The 25836-nt window shown below is 40.2% G+C and carries 21 protein-coding genes and 1 tRNA gene; 17 read left to right on the top strand and 5 right to left on the bottom strand.

Translation table 11 applies throughout. The annotated features are described in order from the left end of the window. Position 1: 1 nt before the first annotated feature. Positions 2-1039 (bottom strand): UDP-glucose--hexose-1-phosphate uridylyltransferase, encoded by a 1038-nt coding sequence (locus HCN54_RS12785; RefSeq protein WP_072983222.1) that lies wholly within the window; start codon positions 1037-1039, stop codon positions 2-4. 17 nt (positions 1040-1056) lie between these two features. After that, positions 1057-2226 (bottom strand): galactokinase, encoded by a 1170-nt coding sequence (galK, locus tag HCN54_RS12780; RefSeq protein WP_240924886.1) that lies wholly within the window; start codon positions 2224-2226, stop codon positions 1057-1059. Positions 2227-2636: 410 nt separating this feature from the next. Here galK and HCN54_RS12775 point away from each other — a divergent pair, with 410 nt between their 5' ends. After that, a complete protein-coding gene (locus HCN54_RS12775) occupies positions 2637-4220 on the top strand; it encodes a solute:sodium symporter family transporter (protein WP_167598096.1) in 1584 nt (527 codons plus the stop codon). A 166-nt stretch (positions 4221-4386) separates the two neighbouring features. Here HCN54_RS12775 and HCN54_RS12770 read toward each other — a convergent pair whose 3' ends face one another. Further along, positions 4387-5526, bottom strand: coding sequence for an acyl-CoA dehydrogenase (locus HCN54_RS12770; protein WP_072983226.1), 1140 nt, complete (start codon positions 5524-5526; stop codon positions 4387-4389). 229 nt (positions 5527-5755) lie between these two features. On the opposite strand from HCN54_RS12770, the gene HCN54_RS12765 reads away from it, so the two are divergent. From HCN54_RS12765 to HCN54_RS12705, 13 genes are all read left to right on the top strand, one after another. Beyond that, positions 5756-6826 (top strand): anhydro-N-acetylmuramic acid kinase, encoded by a 1071-nt coding sequence (locus HCN54_RS12765; protein WP_167598095.1) that lies wholly within the window; start codon positions 5756-5758, stop codon positions 6824-6826. A gap of 66 nt (positions 6827-6892) precedes the next feature. After that, complete coding sequence (locus tag HCN54_RS12760) at positions 6893-8119, top strand: Glu/Leu/Phe/Val dehydrogenase dimerization domain-containing protein (RefSeq protein ID WP_167598094.1); 1227 nt, start codon at positions 6893-6895, stop codon at positions 8117-8119. A 37-nt stretch (positions 8120-8156) separates the two neighbouring features. Next, entirely contained in the window at positions 8157-9629 is a 1473-nt protein-coding gene (nhaB, locus tag HCN54_RS12755) for a sodium/proton antiporter NhaB (RefSeq protein ID WP_072983231.1), read from the top strand. A gap of 77 nt (positions 9630-9706) precedes the next feature. Beyond that, entirely contained in the window at positions 9707-10411 is a 705-nt protein-coding gene (locus HCN54_RS12750; protein ID WP_072983233.1) for a MotA/TolQ/ExbB proton channel family protein, read from the top strand. Position 10412: 1 nt separating this feature from the next. Next, a complete protein-coding gene (locus HCN54_RS12745) occupies positions 10413-10805 on the top strand; it encodes an ExbD/TolR family protein (RefSeq protein WP_072983235.1) in 393 nt (130 codons plus the stop codon). A 70-nt stretch (positions 10806-10875) separates the two neighbouring features. Then, complete coding sequence (locus tag HCN54_RS12740) at positions 10876-11709, top strand: energy transducer TonB (RefSeq protein ID WP_072983237.1); 834 nt, start codon at positions 10876-10878, stop codon at positions 11707-11709. Then, on the top strand, positions 11709-12932 hold the full coding sequence (locus HCN54_RS12735; RefSeq protein WP_167598093.1) for a bifunctional folylpolyglutamate synthase/dihydrofolate synthase: 1224 nt from the start codon (positions 11709-11711) through the stop codon (positions 12930-12932). The genes HCN54_RS12740 and HCN54_RS12735 overlap by 1 nt, the downstream gene beginning before the upstream one ends. A 63-nt stretch (positions 12933-12995) precedes the next feature. Continuing rightward, positions 12996-13070: transfer RNA gene (locus HCN54_RS12730), tRNA-Val, on the top strand. A gap of 406 nt (positions 13071-13476) precedes the next feature. After that, positions 13477-14772, top strand: coding sequence for a serine hydrolase domain-containing protein (locus HCN54_RS12725; RefSeq protein ID WP_167598092.1), 1296 nt, complete (start codon positions 13477-13479; stop codon positions 14770-14772). Positions 14773-15103: 331 nt separating this feature from the next. Further along, the gene (locus tag HCN54_RS12720) at positions 15104-15922 is read left to right on the top strand and encodes an SDR family oxidoreductase (protein ID WP_167598091.1); all 819 of its coding nucleotides are present in this window, start codon (positions 15104-15106) and stop codon (positions 15920-15922) included. Then, positions 15915-18548 carry an MGH1-like glycoside hydrolase domain-containing protein gene (locus tag HCN54_RS12715; protein WP_167598090.1) on the top strand — a complete coding sequence of 878 codons (2634 nt, stop codon included), beginning with the start codon at positions 15915-15917 and terminating at the stop codon, positions 18546-18548. The genes HCN54_RS12720 and HCN54_RS12715 overlap by 8 nt, the downstream gene beginning before the upstream one ends. Then, the gene (locus tag HCN54_RS12710) at positions 18535-19014 is read left to right on the top strand and encodes a VOC family protein (RefSeq protein WP_167598089.1); all 480 of its coding nucleotides are present in this window, start codon (positions 18535-18537) and stop codon (positions 19012-19014) included. Before HCN54_RS12715 ends, HCN54_RS12710 begins: the two co-directional genes overlap by 14 nt. 1 nt (position 19015) lies before the next feature. Continuing rightward, positions 19016-20287, top strand: coding sequence for a cation:proton antiporter (locus HCN54_RS12705; RefSeq protein ID WP_167598088.1), 1272 nt, complete (start codon positions 19016-19018; stop codon positions 20285-20287). Between the two features lie 347 nt (positions 20288-20634). Here HCN54_RS12705 and HCN54_RS12700 read toward each other — a convergent pair whose 3' ends face one another. Together HCN54_RS12700 and gldA are read right to left on the bottom strand one after the other, a co-directional pair. Then, complete coding sequence (locus HCN54_RS12700) at positions 20635-21690, bottom strand: endonuclease/exonuclease/phosphatase family protein (protein ID WP_167598087.1); 1056 nt, start codon at positions 21688-21690, stop codon at positions 20635-20637. Between the two features lie 6 nt (positions 21691-21696). Beyond that, positions 21697-22590, bottom strand: coding sequence for a gliding motility-associated ABC transporter ATP-binding subunit GldA (gene gldA / locus HCN54_RS12695; RefSeq protein ID WP_167598086.1), 894 nt, complete (start codon positions 22588-22590; stop codon positions 21697-21699). 428 nt (positions 22591-23018) lie between these two features. On the opposite strand from gldA, the gene HCN54_RS12690 reads away from it, so the two are divergent. Genes HCN54_RS12690 through HCN54_RS12680 form a run of 3 tightly spaced genes read left to right on the top strand, consistent with a single transcriptional unit; the run spans position 23019 to position 25835 of the window. Then, positions 23019-23843 (top strand): prephenate dehydratase, encoded by an 825-nt coding sequence (locus HCN54_RS12690; protein ID WP_167598085.1) that lies wholly within the window; start codon positions 23019-23021, stop codon positions 23841-23843. Next, positions 23840-24988, top strand: a complete 1149-nt coding sequence (locus tag HCN54_RS12685) for a pyridoxal phosphate-dependent aminotransferase (protein ID WP_167598084.1) — start codon at positions 23840-23842, stop codon at positions 24986-24988. Before HCN54_RS12690 ends, HCN54_RS12685 begins: the two co-directional genes overlap by 4 nt. Further along, positions 24975-25835, top strand: coding sequence for a prephenate dehydrogenase (locus HCN54_RS12680; RefSeq protein WP_072983257.1), 861 nt, complete (start codon positions 24975-24977; stop codon positions 25833-25835). Before HCN54_RS12685 ends, HCN54_RS12680 begins: the two co-directional genes overlap by 14 nt. Position 25836 lies beyond the last annotated feature (1 nt).

Below are 25836 nucleotides of genomic sequence, written 5' to 3'. Positions count from 1 at the left end.
TTTAATTTTTAGTGTAATGTGTGTCTGCTAAATTACGTAAAGTTTTTGCAGCCATCTCTGCTGTGATGTCTCTTTGTGGTGTAGCAAACATTTCATAGCCTACCATAAACTTCTTAACCGTAGCTGAGCGCAGTAATGGCGGGTAGAACGACATATGAAAATGCCAGCAGTCCCAATCCTGACCATCAGTGGGTGCCTGATGAATTCCTGAACTGTAAGGGAACGAGATCTTAAACAGGTTGTCATATTTAATGGTTACTGCTTTAATGATCTTAGCATAATCGAGACGTTCTGCTTCAGAAAGGGTTAAAATAGTTCTGTGTTGTTTTTTAGGTAGAATCATTACTTCGTAAGGCCATACTGCCCAATAAGGCACCAGAGCAACAAAGTATTCGGTTTCTACAATGATACGCTCTTGCAAGGCAAGCTCTTCTTTTAAATATTCAGCTAAAAGACTAACTCCGTTATCATTCCAGTATTCTCTGAGGTGTTTGTTTTTTTTAGCCACTTCCTGCGGAATGGTGCGCTGCGCCCAAATTTGACCGTGTGGGTGCGGATTGCTGCATCCCATGGTTGCACCTTTGTTTTCAAAGATCTGCACGTGGTTGATATCACTTTTTTTGCCCAATTCGCGATATTCTCTTTGCCAAAGCGCGATGACTTTGTCAATATTTTCAACATCCATAACAGGAAGTGTTAGAGAATGATCAGGCGAGAAACATACCACTTTACAAATCCCACTTTCAGATTCAGCTTTAAGTAAACCGCTTTTAAATTTGGCTTGGGGCACATCATTTTTAAGTGCAGCAAAATCATTAACAAACGACCACGGTTCGGTGTAATTTTCATTGATATGACCACCGGCACGCTCATTTCCGGGGCATAAATAACAATTGGGATCGTAAGAAGGGCGCTCTTCAACAACGATATCTTCCTCTTTACCTTGCCACGGACGTTTAGTTCTGTGCGGAGAAACCAAAATCCATTCTCCTGTGAGTATGTTGTAACGTCTGTGTGAATTATCATTAAAATCTACCATAATCAGGCTTGTATTGTTTAGTGTATACGTTCTCCACCATTTGCAGGCATTGCTGTAAATGTAGAGAGTTTAATATTGAATTGTTTGTGATATGCTTTTTTAGCAGCTTCCACATAGGCGTCAATGTGGTCCTCGTGAATTAGATTGATGGTACAGCCACCAAAACCACCGCCCATCATTCGGCAACCTAAAACAGCATCATAATTCTTAGAAAAATCGGTAAGAAAATCTAATTCTTTACAACTCACTTGATATTTGTGCTGAAGTCCTTCGTGAGAACCATACATTAAAGTTCCGAAGGTTTTTAGATCTTCTGCTTTAAGCGCTTTAGCCGCTAACGCCACACGCTGGTTCTCTTCTAAAACATATTCACATCGCTTAAAAACCACGGGATCAAAATCGGCTTTGTGTTTTTGCAATTGTTCTAAAGTTACATCACGCAGGGTTATGATCTCAGGATACCACTTTTGTAGCAATGCGACGCCCGCTTCACATTCCGCTCTGCGTACATTGTACTCGCTCGTAGACAGACTGTGAGAAACATTGGTGTTCAATAGGAGCAACTTGTAAGGTTCAATGGCAAACGGAAGCAATTGATATTCGAGACTTTGACAATCCAATTGGATCACGTGGTTCTCTCTACTCATCACAGAAGCAAACTGATCCATAACACCACATTTGGTGCCTACATAGTTATGCTCGGCCATTTGTGATAATTTGATGATTTCCAGATCAGTCAAACCTAAATCAAAAAGTTCATTAAGCCCTTTGGCTAAACCACATTCTAAGGCCGCTGAAGAACTGATGCCGGCTCCCATAGGCAGATTGCTGTACATCATACAATCAAAACCTTTAAGACTATGCCCCAGTTTTTTAATTTCTTCTACAACACCAACAATATATCGTGTCCATTCGACGCCGTTAGGATCATAAGTCGCAACGTCAAAACTAAAATGCGAATCATAGTTTAAACTGGTGATGCGTGCCTGAGACGGAGTGCCATTCTTTTTTAAATAAAACTGAATGGTTTTATCAATTGCGGTAGGCATCACAAAACCATTATTATAGTCAGTATGCTCACCAATAAGGTTGACGCGACCTGGTGAATTGATAACAACCTCGGCTTTAAATGCACCTAGCTGCGCAATATGTTCGGGAGATTGCGAATATGTAATTTGCTGTTCCAAAATACCGTTGAGGATTTAGATTAGTTGTGTAAATGAATGTCAAAGATACATATATAATATTAAATGTAATTTGTACGTTTAAAAATTTTTAAACTATTTTTGTGAAATTCAATAAGATACTGATGGTGTGAACGATGCGCTCAGGTGCTTTTTGAGCAATACCATTTTGAACTTTAAAAAAGTAAGGTGAATAGGGCAATTAGTTTTTGGAAGACTTTGATTAATCGCGCTTTTAAAAAACACAACAAAATCTTGTGGTGAATAAAAATTGACGCATTTTTGTAGGGTTTTGACATTTTTTGAGCCCTATTTTTAATAAATACCAAATCGTTTAGTTTACATTTGGAGGCAGAAAAAATGAGCATTCATAACACCTAACTACAACGGTGTAGTTTGATAAACTTAAATTTATGGCATTAATTTCCTTTTTAGCATTTACCATTTTAGTAGCGGTCATTTCATGGTTGGCTGTTCGAAAATCTGATGAATCTACCTCTGACGGTTACTTTTTAGGTGGACGTAGTTTAACCGCCGGAGTGATCGCAGGTTCTTTACTCTTAACCAACTTATCTACTGAGCAGATCGTAGGTTTAAACGGAAGCGCTTATAAAGACGGTTTATCTGTAATGGCCTGGGAAACGCTGGCAGCACTCTCTATCGTTGTAACGGCGATCTTTTTATTGCCGCGCTATTTAAAAGGAGGGATCACCACAGTACCGCAATTTTTAGCGGAACGTTTTGATACCACGACCAAGACCATCACCTCAGGCCTGTTTTTAACCGGTTATGTTGTGGTTTTACTGCCCGTGATTTTATACTCTGGTTCTGTAGCCATCAGCGGTATGTTTGACGTACCCACCTTACTGGGCGTTTCAGATACTACGGCACTTGTAATTTGTATTTGGGGAATCGGGATCATTGGTTCTATTTATGCGGTTTTTGGCGGACTCAAAGCGGTTGCGGTATCTGATAGTATCAATGCAGTAGGATTGATCATCGGCGGGGTAATGATTCCTGTTTTTGGTTTGATGGCTATTGGTGACGGAAGCGTTCTAGAAGGGTTAAGCACTTTAGTTGATGCAAATCCAGAGCGTTTTGATTCTACCGGCGAACCGGGACAGGAAGTGCCTTTTGCTACAATTTTTACCGGGATGATGCTTGTACAGTTATTCTACTGGGGAACCAACCAGCAAATCATTCAAAGAGGATTAGGCGCAAAAAGTTTAGCTGAAGGTCAAAAAGGACTTCTGCTTGCAGCGTTCTTAAAGATCTTAGGTCCGATTATTTTGGTATTACCTGGGATGATCGCATATTATTATTTTGAAGGTGGATTAGCAAGCAGTGATCTTGCATATCCTGAATTGGTGCGTGCAGTGCTTCCAAAGCCGTTAATGGGATTCTTTGCTGCGGTATTGTTTGGAGCTATTTTGAGTTCGTTTAATAGTGTGTTGAACAGTTCTGTAACCTTATTCGGTATTGATATTTATAAGCAGCATATTAACAAAGAAGCTTCAGAAAGTGTGGTAGTTAAATACGGAAAGATCTTTGGAGTATGTCTTGCGCTAGCTGCGATGTTTATTGCGCCTTTGATTGCAAACGCCGGAAGTTTATTCAGCTATTTACAAGAAATCAACGGTATTTACAGTATTCCAATTTTTACCATAATTGTTGTAGGTTATTTCACGAAACGTGTTCCAGCTATTGCAGCAAAAATTGGGATTGTTTCAGGTTCTATTCTGTATATCATCAGTCAGTTTGTGATGAAACCTTACTTTGGCGAGGAGAATTATCCGCACTATCTGCACGTGATGGCGATCCTGTTTGTGACTAATATTATTATCATGTTGCTTATAGGCAAAGTAGTTCCTAGAAAGGAACCATTTGTACTTGAGTACACTAAAAAGGTTTCTATAGAGCCGTATAAATACGTGAATCAGGTGGGTATTGTGATCTGTCTGATCGTAGTTGGTATTTATATCTATTTTGCCAAATAGAATACGAGAATCAATAGTTTAAAGTCCGTTGCCAAACGGGCTTTTTTTTGGTTTAGCCGAAAGTTTAACACGCCAAAATCATATAATGTAGTGCTAAAGTAAGTGCGTAAAAAAAGCCTTGAGGTATTAAACCTCAAGGCTTTTGTATTAAAGAAGTTTGTTTGTGCTAGCTCAGTAAACCTCTAGAGATTACGATCTTTTGAATTTCTGAAGTGCCTTCATAGATCTGAGTGATCTTGGCATCACGCATCAAGCGTTCAACGTGGTATTCTTTGACAAAACCATTTCCTCCGTGTACTTGTACCGCTTCAACAGTAACATCCATGGCAACTTTAGAAGCATAAAGTTTGGCCATTGCGCTCGAAATATCATAGTTGTTTCCTTGATCTTTATCCCAGGCTGCTTTCATTACTAAATGACGTGCAGCTTCGATCTCCACATTCATATCAGCAAGCTTAAAAGCGATGGCTTGATGGTTGCAAATTTCAGTGCCAAAAGCTTTGCGCACTTTTGAGTAATCACGAGCCAATTCATAGGCTCCGGCCGCAATACCTAGCGCTTGCGCTGCTATACCTATGCGACCGCCGCTTAATGTTTTCATAGCGAACTTAAACCCAAAGCCGTCCTCACCAATGCGATTTTCTTTGGGGACTTTTACGTCGTTAAAAATCAGCGAATGCGTGTCGCTTCCGCGAATTCCTAGTTTTTGCTCTTTAGGGCCTACTTCAAAACCTTCCCAGCCTTTTTCAACAATAAAAGCATTGATGCCGCGATGTTTCTTTTCTTTATCTGTCTGAGCGATGACTAAGTAATAATCTGCAGAACCGCCGTTAGTGATCCAGTTCTTGGTTCCGTTTAAAATGTAGTGGTCACCTTTGTCGATCGCGGTGGTTTTTTGAGAAGTAGCATCACTTCCTGCTTCTGGTTCGCTTAAACAGAATGCGCCTAATTTTTCACCGGTCGTTAATTTAGAAAGGTACTTTTCTTTTTGAGCCTGACTGCCGTAATTTGCCAAACCATAATTAACCAAACTATTATTAACCGAAACAATCACCGAGGCAGAAGCATCTATCTTAGATAATTCTTCCATGACTAGAACATAAGAGATAGTATCCATACCGCCACCGCCAAACTCGGTTGGTGCCATCATTCCTAAGAATCCCATTTCGCCCATTTTCTTGATCAATTCTTTAGGGAAATGCTGCTGCTCATCGCGCTCAATCACTCCGGGTAGTAATTCATTTTGAGCAAATTCGCGAGCTGCGTCCCGAATCATTAAATGCTCTTCACTTAAACTAAAGTCCATATTAACTTGTGCTTTTAGATTGTACTATATCGTTTTCTTAAATTGTGTTCAGTTTAAAATATAAAGGTGTTATTTGGGTATAAATTAATCAATTTATTATGCTTGCATAACACTTTGTAAATTAAACCAATTAATTTATAGAAAATTCAAAAACTAATGATAAATATGCCGTAATTTAAATATTCTTTATAATTATAGCTAGTTTTTAGGAAAAAGCATAATTCATTTTATGAATTCAACCACTTATTTAATGCTCGGTGTGATGAGCGGAACCTCTTTAGACGGAGTTGATCTTGCTTATGTGCGCTTTACGAAAACCAAGCATTGGCAGTACGAACTGCTTTCTTGCGAGACTATACCTTACGAAACAGAGTGGGTTACACGCTTACAAAATGCCGTAGACCTGCCTCAGTCAGCCTTGGCAAGTTTAGATCAAGAATATACGGCTTATTTGGCAACCCTAATACAAGATTTTCGGGCTAGAAATCCGTTGAAACATATAGACGCGATTGCCTCTCACGGTCATACCATTTTACATCAACCAGCTCAGGGAATTACTTATCAAATCGGCAATCGCCCAGAATTGGCAAAGCTTTGCAATAATCTGGTAGTTTGTGATTTTAGAGTTGAGGATGTGGCTTTAGGTGGGCAAGGAGCACCGTTAGTGCCTATTGGAGATCAACTCTTGTTTCACAAGTATGATGCGTGTTTAAATATTGGCGGGTTTGCAAATTTATCTTTTCAGATGGGAGAAGTGCGTATAGCTTTTGATACGTGTCCGGCTAATATCGTGCTCAATCAACTCACTCGTAAACTTGGGCTGCCTTTTGATAAGGACGGTCAGATTGCTAAAAGTGGAAAGATTGACACAGCTGCTTTAGATCAACTGAATGCGTTACCGTTTTATTCGCAAACCGGCCCAAAATCCTTGGGTCTTGAATGGGTGAAAGCCAAAATTTTTCCTATACTCAACGCGAGCGATGCCTCGGTAGAAGATCTTATTGCAACCTTTACGCAGCATATTGCGGTTCAGCTTGCACAAACGTTCGCCCAACTGCCAGCAGCAAAAAATGGAATATTAGTAACCGGTGGTGGTGCGTATAACAAACATCTTATAGCTACCACCCAAAATCTTGTGCAGCATAAGCTGATCGTGCCTGAAGCGAGCCTCATCGAATTTAAAGAAGCATTGATTTTTGCTTTTATGGGTGTTTTGCGTTTACGCAACACAAACAATGTACTCAAGTGTGTTACAGGAGCTTCAAAAGATCATTGCGCAGGTTTACTGTATTCACCTTAAATTAATATGAAAACGATAGGGAAAACCACCTAAGTCGTTATATTTGTCAACCCTCTAGATTAATTAATGAAAGATTTACTAAAACGTTACGAGAATAAAGAGCCGGAAATTGTTTTTCACTGGAACGATCCCGAAACCGAAGCCGAAGGCTGGACGGTGATCAATTCGCTTAGAGGCGGAGCTGCCGGTGGCGGAACAAGAATGCGTGTAGGGCTTGATCGAAACGAAGTGTTGTCACTTGCCAAAACTATGGAGGTGAAGTTTACCGTGTCTGGCCCGGCGATTGGCGGAGCTAAAAGCGGAATCAACTTTGACCCTTCAGATCCCCGAAAAAAAGGAGTGCTAGAGCGCTGGTATGCAGCCGTCTCGCCTTTACTTAAAAGTTACTACGGAACCGGAGGAGACCTTAATGTAGATGAAATTCACGAAGTGATTCCGATTACCGAAGAAAGTGGTGTGTGGCATCCGCAAGAAGGTGTTTTTAACGGACATTTTAAACCTACCGAAGCGGATAAGATCAATCGCATTGGGCAATTGCGTCAAGGAGTGATCAAAGTGCTTGAGAATTCGGCATACTCTCCTGATGTTTCCAGAAAATATACGGTTGCAGATATGATCACCGGTTATGGTGTAGCCGAAGCAGCACGCCATTTTTATGAGATTTACGGCGGAAATTTAGAAGGAAAACGCGCCGTTATACAGGGCTTTGGTAATGTAGGTTCTGCGGCAGCGTATTATTTGGCGCAACAAGGAGCCAAGATCGTTGGGATCATTGATGCAGCAGGCGGACTCATAAATGAAGAAGGTTTTTCTTTTGAAGAAATAAAAGATTTGTTCCTGAATAAAAAGGGCAATACATTGGTAGCCGAAAATCTTATTCCTTTTGAAGAGGTAAATAAGCGCATTTGGGAGATCAAAACCGAAATTTTTGCGCCTTGCGCAGCATCAAGATTGGTGACTAAAGCACAGATAGATACGATGATTGATGCCGGGTTAGAGGTGATCTCTTGTGGTGCAAATGTACCTTTTGCAGATAAAGAGATTTTCTTTGGGCCTATTATGGAATATACCGATGCTAAAGTTTCGGTGATTCCTGATTTTATATCCAATTGTGGGATGGCCCGTGTTTTTGCCTATTTTATGGAGCGTCGTGTACAAATGACCGATGAAGCGATCTTTAACGATACTTCATTGACCATTAAAAACGCAATTCAGAATACATTTAATCACAACAGCAGTAAACAAAATTTGAGTGAAACTGCTTTTGAGCTAGCATTGCAGCAGCTCGTTTAATATTAAAATTGAATAATTAACCAACAAACGAATACAAATGTTAAAGTACTTTTTGGGTAGCAGCCCACGCTGGTTTAAGATGGCTATGATTGCTTTCTTAATATTTAATGTCATCTCTTACTATGTTTTAGGACCTATGGTAACCGCTTGGCTTTTTATTGGGGAATTTATTTTTACCCTGGCGATGGCTCTTAAATGCTATCCGTTACAATCAGGAGGTATCTTAGCCTTAGAAGCATTGATCTTAGGGCTTACGAGTCCGGAGGCTGCTTATGAAGAAGTTGACCAAAACCTAGAAGTAGTATTACTGCTTGTGTTTATGGTGGCTGGTATCTACTTTATGAAACCGATGTTGATGTACATTTTCTCTAAGGTGTTCACTAAAATAAAATCTAAAGTAGTGCTTTCTATGCTGTTTGTTTTTCTGGCAGCAGTGCTTTCTGCTTTCTTAGATGCGTTAACAGTAACCGCTGTGTTGATCAGTGTGGCAGTAGGATTCTATGGAGTTTATCATAAAATTCACTCTATGGAAAGTGCCGATTATGATGCAGATAAAGTTCCGGATAGAGAAGCTTTAAGTGGTGAAACGCTTGAACAGTTTAGAGGTTTTCTTCGTAGTTTGATTATGCACGGTGTTGTGGGTACTGCTCTTGGTGGTGTTTGCACACTTGTAGGAGAGCCGCAGAACTTATTGATTGGTGAAAAAATGGGCTGGGAATTTATTGAGTTCTTTGAGCGTATGGCGCCAATCACTATTCCGGTTTTAGTATGTGGTTTACTTACCACCTTCTTACTAGAAAAAACAAAGTTATTTGGTTTTGGAGATAAGCTTCCGGCTGTAGCGCGTACGATCATTGAGAACTACACCGCTGAGGTTGACGAAAAAAGAACTCCAAAAGAATCTTTCGGTCTTTGGATTCAAGGTATTTCAGCGATCTTATTGATTTTAAGTTTAGCATTGCACTTAGCGCCTGTAGGGTTCATCGGTTTATTCTTGATCGTAGTTCAAACGGCATTTATGGGAATCACTGACGAGCACAGTTTAGGTAAGGCTTTTGAGGAAGCGCTTCCGTTTACGGCACTTTTAGTGGTATTCTTTGTGGTGGTTGCGATGATTCACGACCAGCATTTATTTACTCCCATCATTGAGTATGTTCTTGAAATGGATCCTGCAAGTCAGCCTTCGATGTTCTACTTAGCTAACGGAATTTTATCAATGATTAGTGATAACGTATTTGTGGCTACGGTTTATATCAACGAAGTTCAAGTTGCCTTTGATGCCGGGAATATTACGCGTGAGCAATTTAATCACTTGGCTGTGGCAATCAATACCGGTACAAACTTGCCTAGTGTTGCAACACCTAACGGTCAGGCTGCATTCTTATTCTTATTAACTTCTTCATTGGCTCCGCTCATCAATCTTTCTTACGGAAGAATGGTAAAAATGGCGCTTCCGTACACTATTGTTTTAGGAGGTGTGGGCTTACTGGGAGTTTATATGTTCTTGTAAAATTTATAAATCCTGTATTTGAGCATATAATTTAAAACGCTTTTGCACGTTAACTTCATAACTAATTAAGAAAAACTATGCTTACACTCTTGTTGCAAGAAGGTGCTGAAACTTTGCCATCACTTGCTGCCGAAGAAGAACCGGTAGAAAAGACGCTTTCGCTTTTTGATTTATTGATGAGCGGCGGATTGCCGGGACAAATAATTATACTCGTGCTTTTTGTGCTGCTTTTTGTGGCGATCTATATTTATTTTGAACGTTTGTTTGCGATCAAAGCTGCTTCCGGAATGGATAGCAATTTTATGAATCAGATTAAAGACAACGTCGCTAACGGAAAGATCGAAGCTGCAAAAGTGCTTTGCGCACAGCAAAACAGTCCGGTTTCAAGATTAACCGCTAAAGGAATCAGTCGTATTGGGAGTCCGTTAGAAGATATAAATACTGCTATTGAAAATTCAGGTCGTCTTGAAGTTTATCGTCTGGAGAAAAACGTGAGTGTTTTGGCAACGATTGCCGGTGCTGCGCCTATGATTGGATTTTTAGGAACGGTGATTGGGATGGTACTTGCTTTTCATCAGCTAGCAACCAGTAGCGGTCAGGCAGAAATGGGTAATTTAGCCGAAGGTATTTACACGGCGATGACTACTACAGTTGCAGGTCTAATCGTGGGTATTATCGCTTATATTGGTTATAACCACCTTGTGGTGCGTACTGATAAAGTAGTACACCAGATGGAAGCTACAGCGGTAGATTTCTTAGATATGTTAAACGAACCGGTTTAGTATGAACCTACGCGGAAGAAATAAAGTGAGTCCGGAGTTTAGTATGAGCTCCATGACAGATATTGTATTTCTGTTGTTGGTGTTTTTCTTACTAACTTCTCCTGCGATTACACCAGATGCCCTTGACTTAATTTTGCCAAAAGCGAAAGGGAAAACGAGTAATCAGCAAAATCTTTCTGTAAGCATTACAAAAGATTTGGATATTTACGTGAATAAAGAGCGGGTTTTGCCTAATAATCTTGAATCCTTTATCAATAGTGAGCTTTCAGGAGTAGAAGATCCTACCATTATTTTACGAGCGGAAGAAGGAGTTCCTATCGAAGAAGCTGTTTCGGTGATGGATATCGCAAATCGCAACAAATACAAAATCGTATTGGCCGTTAGGCCAAACTAAAAATCATCAAACCGAATAGCAGTATTCGGTTTGATTTTTGATTCATAGATGTTCAACCAATATTGCTGTCTTGAGCTTTTTAGATACAAAACATAAACGCAAGTCTTTTACCTTAACAAGCATCATCTATGTCTTGTTTTTGATTTTGTTGTTTTTCGCCGGACTCACGTATCTAGATCCTCCGCCAGAAAGTGGTATTGCGATAAATTTTGGGACTTCAGATGTAGGTTCAGGAACTATTCAGCCGCAAGCTGCAGTTGAATCTGCGCCGCGAAATACCACTCCAGAACCTCCGCAAGTTGAGAAATCTACAGAGGTGAAAGAGGAGGTGGTAACGCAAGAGACCGAAGAAGCTCCTGTGATTAAAGAAGAGCCTAAAAAAGAAATTAAAAAGCCAGTCGAGCAACAGCCAAAGAAAACCGAAACCAAACCGGTTGAAGCTAAAAAACCTGATCCAAAACCAGATAAGTCTACCACAGACGCGCTGTCAAGTATTTTAAACGGACCTAAAAGTTCGGGTACTGAACGTGGAGGTGAAGGCAATGATAATCAAGCCGGAGATAAGGGAGATCCTAACGGCGATCCTAATGCATCAAGTTATTATGGAAATGGAAAAGGCTTAGACGGTGATGGAAACTATCAGTTAGGAGGGCGTAAGGCTTTAAGTAAACCTAAGCGTGTTCAGGATTGTAACGAAGCCGGAATCGTGGTCGTGAGTATCGAGGTAGACCGCAATGGAAATGTGATTAAAGCGACGCCAGGAGTGCGCGGAACTACAAATAATAGCCGTTGTTTGCTAGATCCTGCAAAAGCCGCTGCTTTGGCGACTAAATTCAATCCGGATACTGATGCTCCTTCACGACAGATCGGTAAAATAGTTTACAAGTTTAGTCTTTCAGAATAATGAACTATCAGCAAACGCTGCAGTACATGTTTGAGCGCTTGCCCATGTTTCAGCGACAAGGCGCTTCAGCATTCAAAAAAGATTTAGGGAATATCACCAAATTGTGTGACTACCTAAATAATCCTCAAAATACATTCAAGTCAATTCACGTAGGCGGAACCAATGGTAAAGGCTCTACAAGTCATATGCTGGCTTCTGTTTTGCAGGAAGCCGGTTACAAGGTGGGATTGCATACTTCACCGCATTTAAAAGACTTTAGAGAGCGTATACGCGTTAATGGGGAGATGGCTGAGGAAAACTTCGTTGTCGAGTTTGTAGAGGCACATAAAGCTTTTATTGAAGCGCACCAGCTTTCTTTTTTTGAGCTTACCGTTGGGATGGCTTTTGAATACTTTAAAATCCAGCAGGTAGATGTTGCGATTATTGAAGTTGGACTGGGTGGAAGATTAGATTCAACAAATATCATTACTCCAGAATTATCGGTGATTACTAACATTGGTTTAGATCATACGGCTTTTTTGGGAGACACGTTAAAGGCAATTGCTGGAGAAAAAGCAGGAATAATAAAACCGAATATTCCTGTGGTGATCGGCGAGCGCCAAGAAGAAACTACAGAAGTTTTTGAGGCTAGCGCTCATAAGAATCACGCGCCTATAGTTTTTGCTTCAGATAATCAGTTTCCTGATCTGGAAAGCGAATTAAAAGGTAGCTATCAGCAGAAAAATAAAGCTACCGTGCAACAGGCGATACGCGTCTTGAATCAAAAAACCGATTTTGAAATTCCGGAAGCTGCGTTAATAACCGGGATCAAAAATGTCATTCGCAATACAGGCTTGTTGGGGCGTTGGCAGATTATACAGGAATCCAATCCTAAGATCGTTTGCGACACAGGCCATAATAAAGAAGGTCTGACCTATGTGATGCGACAATTGAAAGAAGAGCAGTATAAGCAGCTACACATTGTTTTAGGAGTGGTTTCTGATAAAGATTTGAATAGTGTGCTGCCGTTATTTCCTAAAGATGCGGCATATTATTTCAGTAAGCCTGATGTGCCAAGAGGACTTTCTGAAGAAGATTTACAGCAAAAAGCATTGCATTTTGGCCTTCGCGGAAAAAAGTTTAAAAAAATTTCACAAGCTTTAAATGCTGCTAAAAAGGCGTCAGATGCTGAGGATCTGATATTTGTGGGAGGGAGCACTTTTGTGGTTGCAGAAATAATTTAATTTTTTTGAAAAAAGGCTTTGCAAACTTAAAAATTGGTTTATATTTGCATCCGCTAACAGCAAGGGCGCGTAGCTCAGTTGGTTCAGAGCACTTGGTTTACACCCAAGGGGTCAGGGGTTCGAATCCCTTCGCGCCCACAAAGGCTTCCAGAAATGGAAGCCTTTTTTGGTTTTATACTTTTTCTTAAGTCGCGAGCTTTCTTTCTATTTAAAAGTAGTGCACTTGCGATCGCATAATTCAGCTCGATTTTATATCCTCACAGAAATTCAACTTGTTAAAATTCTTAACATAGATAATTTTTTCAAGTTTTTATAGTTGTTATATACAAATGCGCTAAAAGTTTGATTTAAAGTAGGTTTAATCTTACTTAAAAGATTTTCTCAAACCATTTCGTTTTTCAGATTAAATAGCAGTAGATATTGAATTTACTGGGCTTATTTGCATTTTTCTTAAATAAATATTAAAATTGAATGCGTTTAGGTGTGTTAATAACACGTTTAAATGCTAATTTTGAACCCCTAAATTTCAAGACCCCGACTCTAAATGATTGTACGAAAGCCACTTGTGATCGGCACCTTAATTGTTTTGATCGCTGTATTTGCACTTACCAGACCTCAGTTTCATTCACAAACGGTTCATAAGCAACCCGCAGCCGAATTCCTTAATCCCCTTATTTTAAAAGAGCAACAAGAAAAGGCACGTGTTTTTAAAATGCGTAAAGCTGCTTTACAAACAGCTATTGATGCGTACTTCAAAAAGGCGATAGATGATCGTTTGATCATAGGCGCAGGGGTAAGTATCGTGACCGGCGATTCAATTATTTTAAAATCAGGTTACGGCAAGCGCAATGTTTACAAATCTGATACGGTAAATGATCAAACGGTTTTTAGATTGGGTTCGCTTTCTAAAGGCTTTACAGGAATACTTGCGGGTATTGAAGTCAAAGAAGGCAACTTGAGCTGGGAAGATAAACTTATAGATGCCGTGCCTGCTTTTGGTTTAAAAGATAAAACAAATGCCCAGACGATCACGTTATCTAATGTATTATCGCATACCACTGGTGTCCCGTATCATTGCTACACCAATCTTGTTGAAGATGGATTGAAGCTTCAGACGATTGCAGATCGGTTTAAAGTAATCAATACCTATACAAAGCCGGGATTGATCTACAGTTATCAGAACGCAATGTTTGCGTTGAGCGGTGAAATGATGCACGCAGCCACAGGCCAAACCTTGCAGGCGTTGCTTCAGAATAAACTATTCACTCCGCTGCATATGAATACGGCTTCTACAGATTATGAGGCGATGATCACTACCAATAACTATGCATTTCCGCATAAAAGCACCTGGAAGGGCTGGAGACGTTTACCTGTGAATAGAAAGTATTTTAATGCTGTAGCGGCTGGTGGTGTTAATGCGAGTGCAGACGATATGGGGAAGTGGATGCGCTTCTTATTGGGGCATAGCGAAACTATTCTTGATGCTGAAGGTCTTGCAGCAGTTTTTAAGCCGGAAATTGAAATTCCTGATGCGCATAAATATTATCAGCGCTGGAAAGGCCACCTAAGATCTTCATACGCTTACGGCTGGCGAGTACACGAATTTGTAGATGCAGAAACAGGCAATGCGTCTACAATGATTCATCACGGCGGAAGCGTGAGTGACTTTAGAAATGAGATTGCGATTTTTCCGGGAGAAGATTTGGGGATTTGTGTGCTGTTTAACAGTCAAACTTCATTAGCAAGTTCAGTGATTCCTGAGCTACACGAGTTGGTTAAAAAGGTGATGAACACACCTGTTGAAGGGCTTGAGCTGGGTAAACTAGCGAGTGCTTATTAAATAATACATCATACATATCGTTTTCTAAAGCTGCTTATTGGCAGCTTTTTTTATGGTTCGCTGCTCTTCGGTGTAAACTCTCAAGTTGATTTGCGAATTGATATGTCGCTTGTGTTTGGTATTTTTAAAAATAGAATCAGACTCTGTTTTTATTAAAGAATTGATATTTCCTGATTTTTAAAGTACTAAATAACGTTAAGAGCTTATTATTCTTCATCACGTTACAGTAACTTAGGTTTTTATTGGCGGCGCCAAATGGGTAGAATACCCAAGGGCGCGGCTAGAGATAATATTTTATTTTATCTTATTTAGAGACTAAAACCAACTAGAAATGCAAAAACCTAATGAACGACTCAAAAATCAAACGGCTATAGTTACCGGTTCCAGTACGGGGATTGGAGCAGCTGTTGCACTTGCCTTAGGAAGAGATGGGGCTAATGTGGTGGTCAATTACCACTCTTCTGAAGAAGAAGCTCAAGAAGTCGCAGATCAAATCAATAAGGAATCGCTGTGCGGAGAAGCAATCATAGTTCAATGTGATGTAAGTAAAGAAGAAGAAGTGCAGGCGATGTTCAAAAAAACCATCGAAAAGTTTGGCACCGTAGATATTCTTGTTGCCAATAGCGGACTCCAGAAAGATGCTGCACTTCACGAGATGACATTAAATGATTGGCAAACGGTTATTGATGTGAACCTCACTGGACAATTTTTATGTGCCCGAGAAGCCATACGTGAATTTATGAGACGTGGGATGCGTGAAGACGTGTCAAAAGCGCTGGGGAAAATCATACATATGAGTTCTGTACATCAGGTGATTCCTTGGGCAGGTCACGCGAATTACGCTGCTTCTAAAGGAGCATTAAAAATGTTGATGGAAAGCATCTGCCAAGAATATGCACCTTTAAAAATTCGTTGTAACAGTATTGCTCCGGGTGCGATAAAAACCGATATTAACAAGGATGCTTGGGAAACCGAAAGCGCTTTACAAGAATTGTATAAGGTTATTCCATACAAGCGTATAGGAGTACCTGAAGATGTAGGCGATACAGCGGCTTGGTTAGCTTCAGATGAATCAGATTATATTAATGGTACGACGCTATTTGTAGATGGCGGTATGACGTGCTATCCTGGATTTACAAAAAATGGGTAAAAAAAATACAGTAGAACAAAAACGCCTAGATGCACATTACGCAGGGCAAGAAGATTGGTTACATTGGGGGCCTTATTTGAGTGAAAGACAATGGGGAACGGTAAGAGAAGATTATAGTCCGCAAGGTGATGCCTGGGGCTATTTTCCCCACGATCACGCACGAAGTAGAGTTTACCGTTGGGGAGAAGACGGCTTAGCCGGATTTACTGATAGGTATTGCAACGTATGCTTTGGTTTGGCGTTGTGGAATGGTAACGATTCCATTTTAAAAGAACGTTTATTTGGCCTTACCGGCCCCGAAGGAAATCACGGTGAAGACGTTAAAGAACTTTATTATTATCTGGAGAATACGCCTACGCATTCTTATATGAAGCATTTGTATAAGTACCCGCAGGCAAAATTTCCATACGGAGATTTGGTGCGCGAAAACCAAAAACGCAATCGTAAAGAAGCCGAGTTTGAACTAATAGACACCGGAGTTTTTAAGAATGATGCGTATTTTGATGTAGTTACAGAATACGCAAAAGCAGGCCCGGATGATATTTGTATCAAAATTTCGGTAACAAATAGGAATTCTAAAAAAGCCGAATTGCACGTGTTGCCGCAGCTATGGATTCGTAATTTCTGGAGTTTTAGAGACATGCCTTTTAAGCCTTCGATCACTAAAAATGAGGGCGACAAACATTCAGTACACATAAAGCATCCGTACACGGGAGATTATAATTTCTACTTTGAGAAGCCAGATCAACTGTTGTTTACAGAGAATGAAACCAATGATGAGCGGTTGTATCTTCAGCCTAACGATCATCCTTATAAAAAGGACTTTTTTCATACAGCAGTTATTAATAAAAATTTCCGCCTAGCGAAAAAGAAAGAGGAAGGAACCAAGTTTGCTCCTTATTATAAACGAAAATTAAAAGGAGGTGAGACCGTCGTGTTCAAAGTACGTCTCACCACTGAAACCCTAACCGAAGCATTCTCGTCTGACTTTGATGCGTTATTCACCCAGCGCTATGAAGAGTGTGTTGATTTTTATGAAGGTGTAAATCAAATTGAAAATGCCGAAGCTAAAGGGATTCAGCGGCAGGCATTTGCTGGTTTGCTTTGGTCAAAACAATACTACAATTATGAAGTAGAACAGTGGATCAAAGGTGATCCCAAGGTTTCTACACCGCCCGAATCGCGAAAATCTGGGCGCAATAGCAACTGGAAAACACTACGGAATCACGACATTCATCTTATGCCAGATAAATGGGAGTACCCGTGGTATGCGGCTTGGGACAGTGCATTTCATTGTATCACGATGGCCTATGTAGATCCTGAGTTTGCCAAGAAACAATTGCTGCTATTTACTAAAGAGTGGTATATGGCGCCTAACGGGCAGATCCCGGCGTATGAGTGGAATTTTAGTGATGTGAATCCGCCTACTCAAGCTTTTGCCGCGCTTCAGATTTTTAAAATCGAGCGCGATACGGTTGGCAAACAGGATATAGATTTCCTCAAACGCATATTTAATAAATTGTCGCTCAACTTTACGTGGTGGGTGAATCAAGAAGACCGTAGACAGAACAATGTTTTTCAAGGAGGATTTTTAGGACTCGATAATATTGGGGTTTTTGATCGCAGTAGCGGGATACCGGGTAATGCGCATCTTGAACAAGTTGATGGTACTTCGTGGATGGCGTTGTACTGCCTAAATATGCTTGAAATAAGTATCAAAATTGCTTTTGAAGATCCTTCGTACGAGGAAATGGCGACGAAGTTTTTTGGGCATTTTATTTTTATTGCCGAAGCACTTAACAAGCTCAATGAGGATTATGAAGGCACTTGGGATGAAGAAGAAGGCTTCTTTTATGATAAACTGGTGTTTGAAGATGGAACCTTTCAGCCTATAAAAGTGCGTTCTATTGTCGGGATTATGTCGCTTATTGCGGTGCTGCATATCAGTAAAGAAACCCTAGATCGCCTGCCCAATTTTAAGTATAGTGTCAATTGGTTCAGAAAGTATAGACAGGCCAATTTAAAATATCAGGTGATTCAAGAATTTTCAGAGGATTCAGATTTGCTTTTGGCGCTAGTGCCTAAAGAACGTGTTGAAATTATGCTGAAAGCGGTTTTTGATCAAAACGAATTTTTAAGCGATCACGGTTTGCGCTCGTTGTCTAAAATTCACGAGGAGATCTATAAAATTGATATCAACGGAACCAACTATGAAATCAAATATGAACCGGCAGAATCTGAGTCGTCAATGTTTGGAGGAAACTCTAACTGGCGTGGTCCTGTATGGATGCCGTTCAATTACTTGTTTGTAACTGCCATTAAAGAATTTAGAGATTATTATGGCAAAGACCTAGAAGTGGAATACCCTACAGGCAGCGGAAAGATCTTAGGCTTGAATGAAATTCGTAATGATTTAATGAAGCGACTACTGTCGCTTTTTCAAACCGATGAAGAGGGAAATCGTCCTGTAAATGCACAGCACGACGAACTATACAAAGATGCGAACTTTAAAGATCTGGTGATGTTTTATGAGTATTTCCACGGAGATACAGGAAGAGGGATTGGCGCTTCTCATCAAACCGGTTGGACGGCGCTTATTGCCAATATGATCAATGAAATTTATTAGTTTTATGGCTAAAGATGTTTTTAAGAAGTCATTTATTCTTTTTTCAATACTATTTACAATGCATGCACTGAATGCTCAGAATTTTAAATTCACTAAAGATCACGATGCTTTGCTGGTCAAAGATTTAGAAAAGTCAGCTCAATTTTACAGCACTATTTTAGGTCTTCCGGAAATTTATAATGCAGGTTTGGGACCAAAGTTTAGATGGTTTGCTCTAGATAATAAGGTACAAATTCATTTGATCGAGAGTGAAGATGATTCCTTTACACCGCACAAAGGCGTACATTTAGCACTAAATGTGGATGATTTAGATGGCTTTATGGCATTTCTAAAACAAAAGAATATTCCTTTTGAGAATTGGCCCGGTGAACCCGGTGTTACAAATTCGCGTCCAGATGGGGTGCGGCAAATCTATTTAAGAGACCCCGATGGGTATTGGATAGAAATAAATACAAATACGCTATAGCATGGATTTTTACCTCATCACTGCGATCTTAGTGGGTTTAGCGGCTGCTTTTGGATACATCAATGTACGTTTCTTAAAGCTCCCAAATACCATAGGCTTAATGCTGATAACCTTGTTGTTTACTTTGGCGGTTTTGGCCTTAAGCGCAGTTGATGATACTTTATTAGAAGCCGAAAAAGAAATCATTAGCAACATTGATTTTGAAAAAGTACTCCTAGATGGAATGCTGAGCTTCTTACTCTTTGCGGGAGCATTACATACCAATTTTGAACAGTTGAGGTTGCAGCGTTGGCCGGTTATGGTTTTTGCCACTGTGGGTGTTTTAACCTCTACGTTTTTAGTGGGTAGCGCACTTTATTATGTGTTGATGCTTTTAGGTTTTGACATAAGTTTTATCTACTGTTTACTTTTTGGAGCGTTGATATCACCCACAGATCCCATTGCGGTTTTAGGAATTTTAAAACAAGCCGGTGCGCCTAAGAAGTTAGAAACTAAGATCGTCGGGGAGTCTTTGTTTAACGATGGTGTCGGGGTGGTTGTATTTTTGACCTTATATAAAATAGCAGGGTCAACCGAAGCTGTCACTACTACTGATATTCTAGAATTATTTGGGCTTGAAGTTCTAGGAGGTATTGCTCTTGGCTTAGCATTAGGCTGGGTTGCCTATAAATTGATGAAATCCATTGATGATTATGATATTGAAGTTATTATCACTCTTGCTGCGGTAATGGTGGGTACTGTGATCGCGCAAAAATTGCATATGTCTGCGCCGCTGGCGATGGTTACCGCCGGTCTTGTGGTTGGTAATGACACAGTGCGTAAAACAACAATGTCAAAACAAACCGAAACCTATGTTGACAAATTTTGGGAGCTGATAGATATATTACTCAACACCATATTATTTGTCTTAATTGGGATGGAAATGCTGGTGCTCACATTTGATACCAGCGCTTTACTTGCTGGCTGTATTGCTATTCCTGTAGTACTGTTGTGTAGATATATTTCGCTTTTACTGCCTATAAACTTTTTTGAAAAACACCTCAATTTTGTACCGCGAACTGATGTGATAATGACGTGGGGTGGCTTGCGTGGCGGGATTTCTATCGCACTAGCATTGAGCTTAACACAAGAAATGCATCGAGATTTGTTTTTAGTGATTACCTATGTTATCGTCGTTTTCTCAATCATCGTGCAAGGTCTTTCGGTGGGCGCGGTAATTAAACGTCTAGGTGTGAGTGAAACTGCTAATGCTGCTGAACCTTCAGGGCATTAGGTTATTAGCTGTTCAAATTCAGTTCTTCTTTAGATTAAAGCGCTTCAATAGATTCCTTTTGCGCTGCTTTATTATTTCTAATAGTATTTGAACGAATTCTTTTTCGAAAAAATGATTATTTTTAATAATAATTATACGTATTATTGTACAAGTATTATCGATGGAAATTAATAGTGGTTTGTTGAATGATTGAGAGTAATTCAATTTAAAATTACGAGAAGCTTTCCGCCGAAATTTTTTAAAAAGAAAACAGTCAGGTTGGGTTTAGGGACTCGTTCTTTATAGAACATTAGATCTGGCTACTAGCCTCCGAAAGGAGGCTTTTTTTATGCCAAAGTTTGATGAGTCTATTCGGCGCGTTCTAAACCTTCTTCAATGCGTTCTTCAACTTCTTCTTCGATCTCTTTTTCAACTTCAGGCGGAGAAATGGGTTTACCATTCTCTAACCAAAAAGAGAAGAACATCGGGTAATGATCGGAGCCAATATGGGGCAGGCGCATCATTTTATCTACGGTCACATTAGTAGAGTGAAACAAGTGATCTATAGGAAATCTAAGATACCAGTAATCTGCGTGAAAAGTAGGGAAGAGTCCGCGACCAATACGTGGGTCTATAAGCCCGGTGACTTTTGCAAATAATTTGCTTACGCGAGACCAGACCACGTCGTTTAGATCCCCGCAAACAATAATGGGGTGGTTATCTTCTAGAATGCGTACCGCTTTACCTACGATAAGCAATTCGGCATCACGTTCTTCAGAGGTTTCATTTTCGGTAGGACTAGGCGGGGCAGGATGCACACAAATGAGCTCAAGTGGAGTTGAACCGCCGTGATGCACTTTAGTGAAAATTGAAGGGACATCCTTTTCGACCAAATAATTCACCTGCGTTTCAGAAAGTTCGTATTTGCTATACAAATGCATTCCGTAGAAATTATCAAGCGGAACCCGCACAACGTTGGGATAATCTTGTTCGATTTCGCTTAAACCCTCTTCCCATTGTTTATCGGTTTCCATAACCAATAATAGATCGGGCTTGTGCAAGCGCACCTGCTCAATAAGTTTTTGATATTCTCTATTGGTTTGTAGCACGTTAGAGCTGAGTAAACTTATTTTATTGAGGTTTGCCGTGATTTTGGGTTTCTTGCTTTGGCGCGGAAAAAAACTGGTGTATGGAAAAACCACATAAAGTTGAAATACTAAGGTAATGGCGAGACTGATGAGCACCACATATTGCCAGGATGCTTCCGGGTATTCAAGCCAAAGGAGTAGCCCGAGTACAATAATTTGTAAAACAGAAGTTTGTACACGAATGAAGTCCCAGCCTCTAATGATCCAATGCGTGCCTTGCGTTAAAGGTAGTAAAGCGATGATGACCAGAAAAATAGCAAAGGCATATAAAACCATGGGGTATTAGTTTGTGAGTTGCTGAAAAAGATGTTCTAACGAAGTGTTTTTTTTATTGAGCTGAAGGATTTTCAGCCCATTATCGTGCGCAAAATCAAAGAGCACGGCACGCTTGTCTTGCTCCGTGTTGAAGGTGATCTCATAAACAAAGCCTACGGGATTGGCAACTTGCGTAACCCGATCAAGTTTTTGAAAAAATTCAAGCTCCACGCGGTAATCAAATTCAACCACAATGATTTGATCACTGCCAGATTTCAGTTCGTCTAAACGCTTATCGGCAACAATTTTACCTTTATTAATGATGATCACACGATCGCAGACTGCTTCAACCTCTTGCATAATATGAGTAGAAAGTAAAACCGTTTTTGTCTTTCCTATACGTCTTATTAATGCGCGAATTTCTCGTAGTTGATTAGGATCTAAACCTGTCGTGGGCTCGTCAAGGATCAAAACTTCGGGATCGTGAATCAGTGCTGCGGCTAACCCTACGCGCTGCTTATAGCCTTTACTCAGTTGTTTTATTTTTTTTGAGATTTCAGGCTGCAATCCGGTTAAAGCTATGACTTCATCTATTCGAGAAGTAGATACCTTGTTCAATTCTGCTTGCAGCTTTAAGTATTCTTTAATGTACAATTCGGGATAAAGCGGATTGTTCTCTGCTAAATATCCCACACTTTTGCGCACCGCCAAAGGTTGCTTTTCTGTTGAGTAGGTATTTACCGTAGCCTCGCCTGAGGTAGGTTTTAAATAGGTGGTTAAGATTTTCATCATAGTGCTTTTTCCGGCACCATTGGGTCCTAAAAAACCGGTGATTTCACCTTTGTTTACAGAGAACGATAAACCATCTAAGGCTTTCTGCGAACCATAATTTTTGGTAATGGTTTCTACATTAATAGACATATTGCAAGAATTGGAGAAGGTTTAAAAGTTAAAAGTACACATTTAGCCTGCAGCCTTTTGTTTTTAAAACCTTAAAATTTATAAGATCAAGTTCGTGCGAGGGTTGGAATTAAAGAGTTGTAATGTATTTTTTAATCAAAAGCCTAAATATGGGGTCTATATTTTGTCATGTTTAAATAAAATCGCGGATTGCTTTAATATGTGTAAAAATTAGCGGCTTTGAATCGAGTTCCTATTTATTTATTTACTTTAGCAGCATAATTAAACAAGAGCATGTCTAACGTACTTTACTTTTATAACCGCTATTACTTCTTTTTCTTCTGGAAAGAGATGGGACCGCTATAGAGTAACGTATAGTATTACAATATCATATAGGGTCCCGATTTAAAAAATCGGGACTTTTTTTGTTATAAACCGAAGTTAACCAGTTGAAACATAAAGTAGCCATACAAGGAATTAAAGGGTCTTTTCATCATAAAGTCGCTCAGGATTTTTTTAGTGAAGACGTTGAGGTGATTGATTGCAACAGCTTTCAAGACCTGGTGAATCGTCTGATTAAAGGCGATGCGACAGATGCTGTTATGGCGATCGAGAACTCTATTGCAGGAAGCATTATTCCTAACTACGCTTTACTAGATCATCATAATTTGAATATTGAAGGCGAACGCTACTTGGCTATAAGTCAGAATCTGATGGTGATGCCGGGCCAAAAGCTTGAAGATATTCACGAGGTGTGGTCGCATCCTATGGCGCTTTTGCAGTGTAAGGAGTTCTTTAAAGATAAAGAACACATCAGGTTGGTAGAAGATGATGATACCGCAGGTGCCGCCAAACGTATTGCAGATGGAAACCTGAAAGGAATTGGTGCTATTGCCGGAACTACGGCGGCTTCAATTTACGGTCTAGATGTGATCGCGCACGATATTCAGACGATTAAAGATAATTCAACACGCTTTTTTATACTGAATACTAACGGGCGTACAGAGGCTGATGTTCCCGATAAAGCTTCAGTTAAATTTTTGACCGATCACAAACGCGGAAGCCTCGCTGCAGTTTTGAATGTGATGAGTGATTGCAGACTTAATCTGACCAAGATTCAGTCGCTTCCGGTCATTGAAACGCCTTGGAAATATTCGTTCTTCGTAGATGTAACCTTTGAAGATTATGCAGATTTTGAAAAGGCTAAAAAACTATTAGATATTATGGCTCAGGAATTTAAAATTCTGGGTGAATATAAAAACAGAAAATCATGATTATAGCATCGGCTAATAGGCTAAACCAAACCTCTGAGTACTACTTTTCGCGTAAGCTAAAAGAAGTACGTGCTCTTGCGGCTGCCGGGAAACCTATAATCAATATGGGAGTTGGTAGTCCAGATTTACCGCCACCTCCCCACGTGATTAAAGCTTTGACGAGTTCGTTGGTAGACGGGCCTGCACATCAATATCAGAGTTATAAGGGACTTCCTCAGCTTACTGAGGCTATGGCAGATTTCTATCAGAAACGATATGCAGTAACGTTAAATCCTGAAGAAGAAATTCTACCATTAATGGGTTCTAAAGAAGGCATTATGCACATCAGCATGGCTTTTTTAAATCCGGGAGATGAAGTTTTGATCCCTAATCCGGGATATCCAACCTATACTTCGGTAACGCGTTTGGTTGAAGCTGAGCCGGTTTATTACAATTTGGATGCCTCAAATAATTGGATGCCTGATTATTCAGCTCTGGAAAAAAGAGATTTGAGCAAGGTGAAATTAATGTGGGTAAATTATCCGCATATGCCTACAGGAGCTAAAGCGACTACCGCCGACTTTGAGAAATTGGTAGCGTTTGCAAAAGCAAATGAAATCCTACTAGTAAACGACAATCCTTATAGCTTTATTCTTAATGAAAATCCGCAGAGTATTTTGAGCGTTACGGGTGCAAAAGAAGTGGCTATTGAGTTGAACTCTTTGAGTAAATCATTTAATATGAGCGGATGGCGCGTTGGGATGTTGCTCGGTGCTGCAGATTATGTAAGCACGGTGCTTACTGTAAAAAGTAATATGGATAGCGGAATGTTCTACGGAATTCAAAAAGGGGCCGCTGCTGTACTGACTGAAGGTGAAGCCTGGTTCAACGGCTTGAACGAGATCTATGAAAAGCGCCGGGAGCAAGTTTGGAAGCTGGCTGATTTGCTGGGATGTACTTATGATAAAAATGCAGCAGGAATGTTTGTTTGGGCAAAACTGCCCGAAGGAGCAGGAGATGCCGAAGCCTTTATCGATGATATTTTGATCAATAAAAGCGTGTTTATCACGCCGGGAAGTATTTTTGGTTCGCAAGGAGCCGGGTACATTCGCTTTTCACTTTGTGTAACGGAAGATAAAATTAAAGAAGCCATTGGAAGATTTTAAAAACATATTCGTTCTGGGAATCGGACTCATAGGAGGTTCGTTGGCGCGTGATTTAAAACGGGTGTTGCCGGGGAGTACAATCTATGGTGTTGATAGCAACGACGATCACCTGGATGAAGCCGTTGGTCTGGGTGTGATCGATCATTCGGCGCGCTTTGAAGCGATCAATCAAGCCGATTTAGTAATCTTGGCGATTCCGGTAGATCAAGCTAATTTGTTTTTACCACCGGTTTTAGACGCGATTGCACCTAACGCTTTGGTGATGGACGTAGGTTCAACTAAAGGCAGCGTTTGTGATGCGGTTCAAGATCACCCTAAGCGCGATCAGTTTTTGGCAGCGCACCCGATTGCAGGAACCGAATTTTCAGGGCCATCGGCAGCGATCGAGAATTTGTATAAAAACAAAACCATGATTCTATGCGAGGTTGAGAAAACCCGTGAAGATCTATTGGCAAAAGCTATGCAGATTTTTGAAGCATTGCCTATGCAGATTCGGTATATGAATCCGCATTCGCATGATAAGCATATTGCTTACGTGTCGCATTTGTCGCACATCAGCAGCTTTATGCTAGGGAAAACTGTGATCGAAAAGGAGAAAAACGAAAAAGATATTTTTGATATGGCAGGCAGTGGATTTGCTTCCACAGTACGTCTGGCAAAAAGTAATCCGGCAACCTGGACGCCTATTTTTAAAGAAAATAAGGCTAACGTGCTGGAAAGCTTAACCGAATACATCAATAATTTAACGCATTTCAAAAATGTTCTAGAAGCCGAAAATTATGAAGAGGTTTTTAATGAAATGCACAATACAAACCACATAAAATCAATACTTAAAGGATTATCGTAAT

Origin of the sequence: Leeuwenhoekiella sp. ZYFB001, from assembly GCF_011784865.1 — a bacterium.
Taxonomy (GTDB): domain Bacteria; phylum Bacteroidota; class Bacteroidia; order Flavobacteriales; family Flavobacteriaceae; genus Leeuwenhoekiella; species Leeuwenhoekiella palythoae.
Note: the sequence above shows the minus strand (reverse complement) of the source record. Positions and strands in the feature narration are given on the sequence as shown.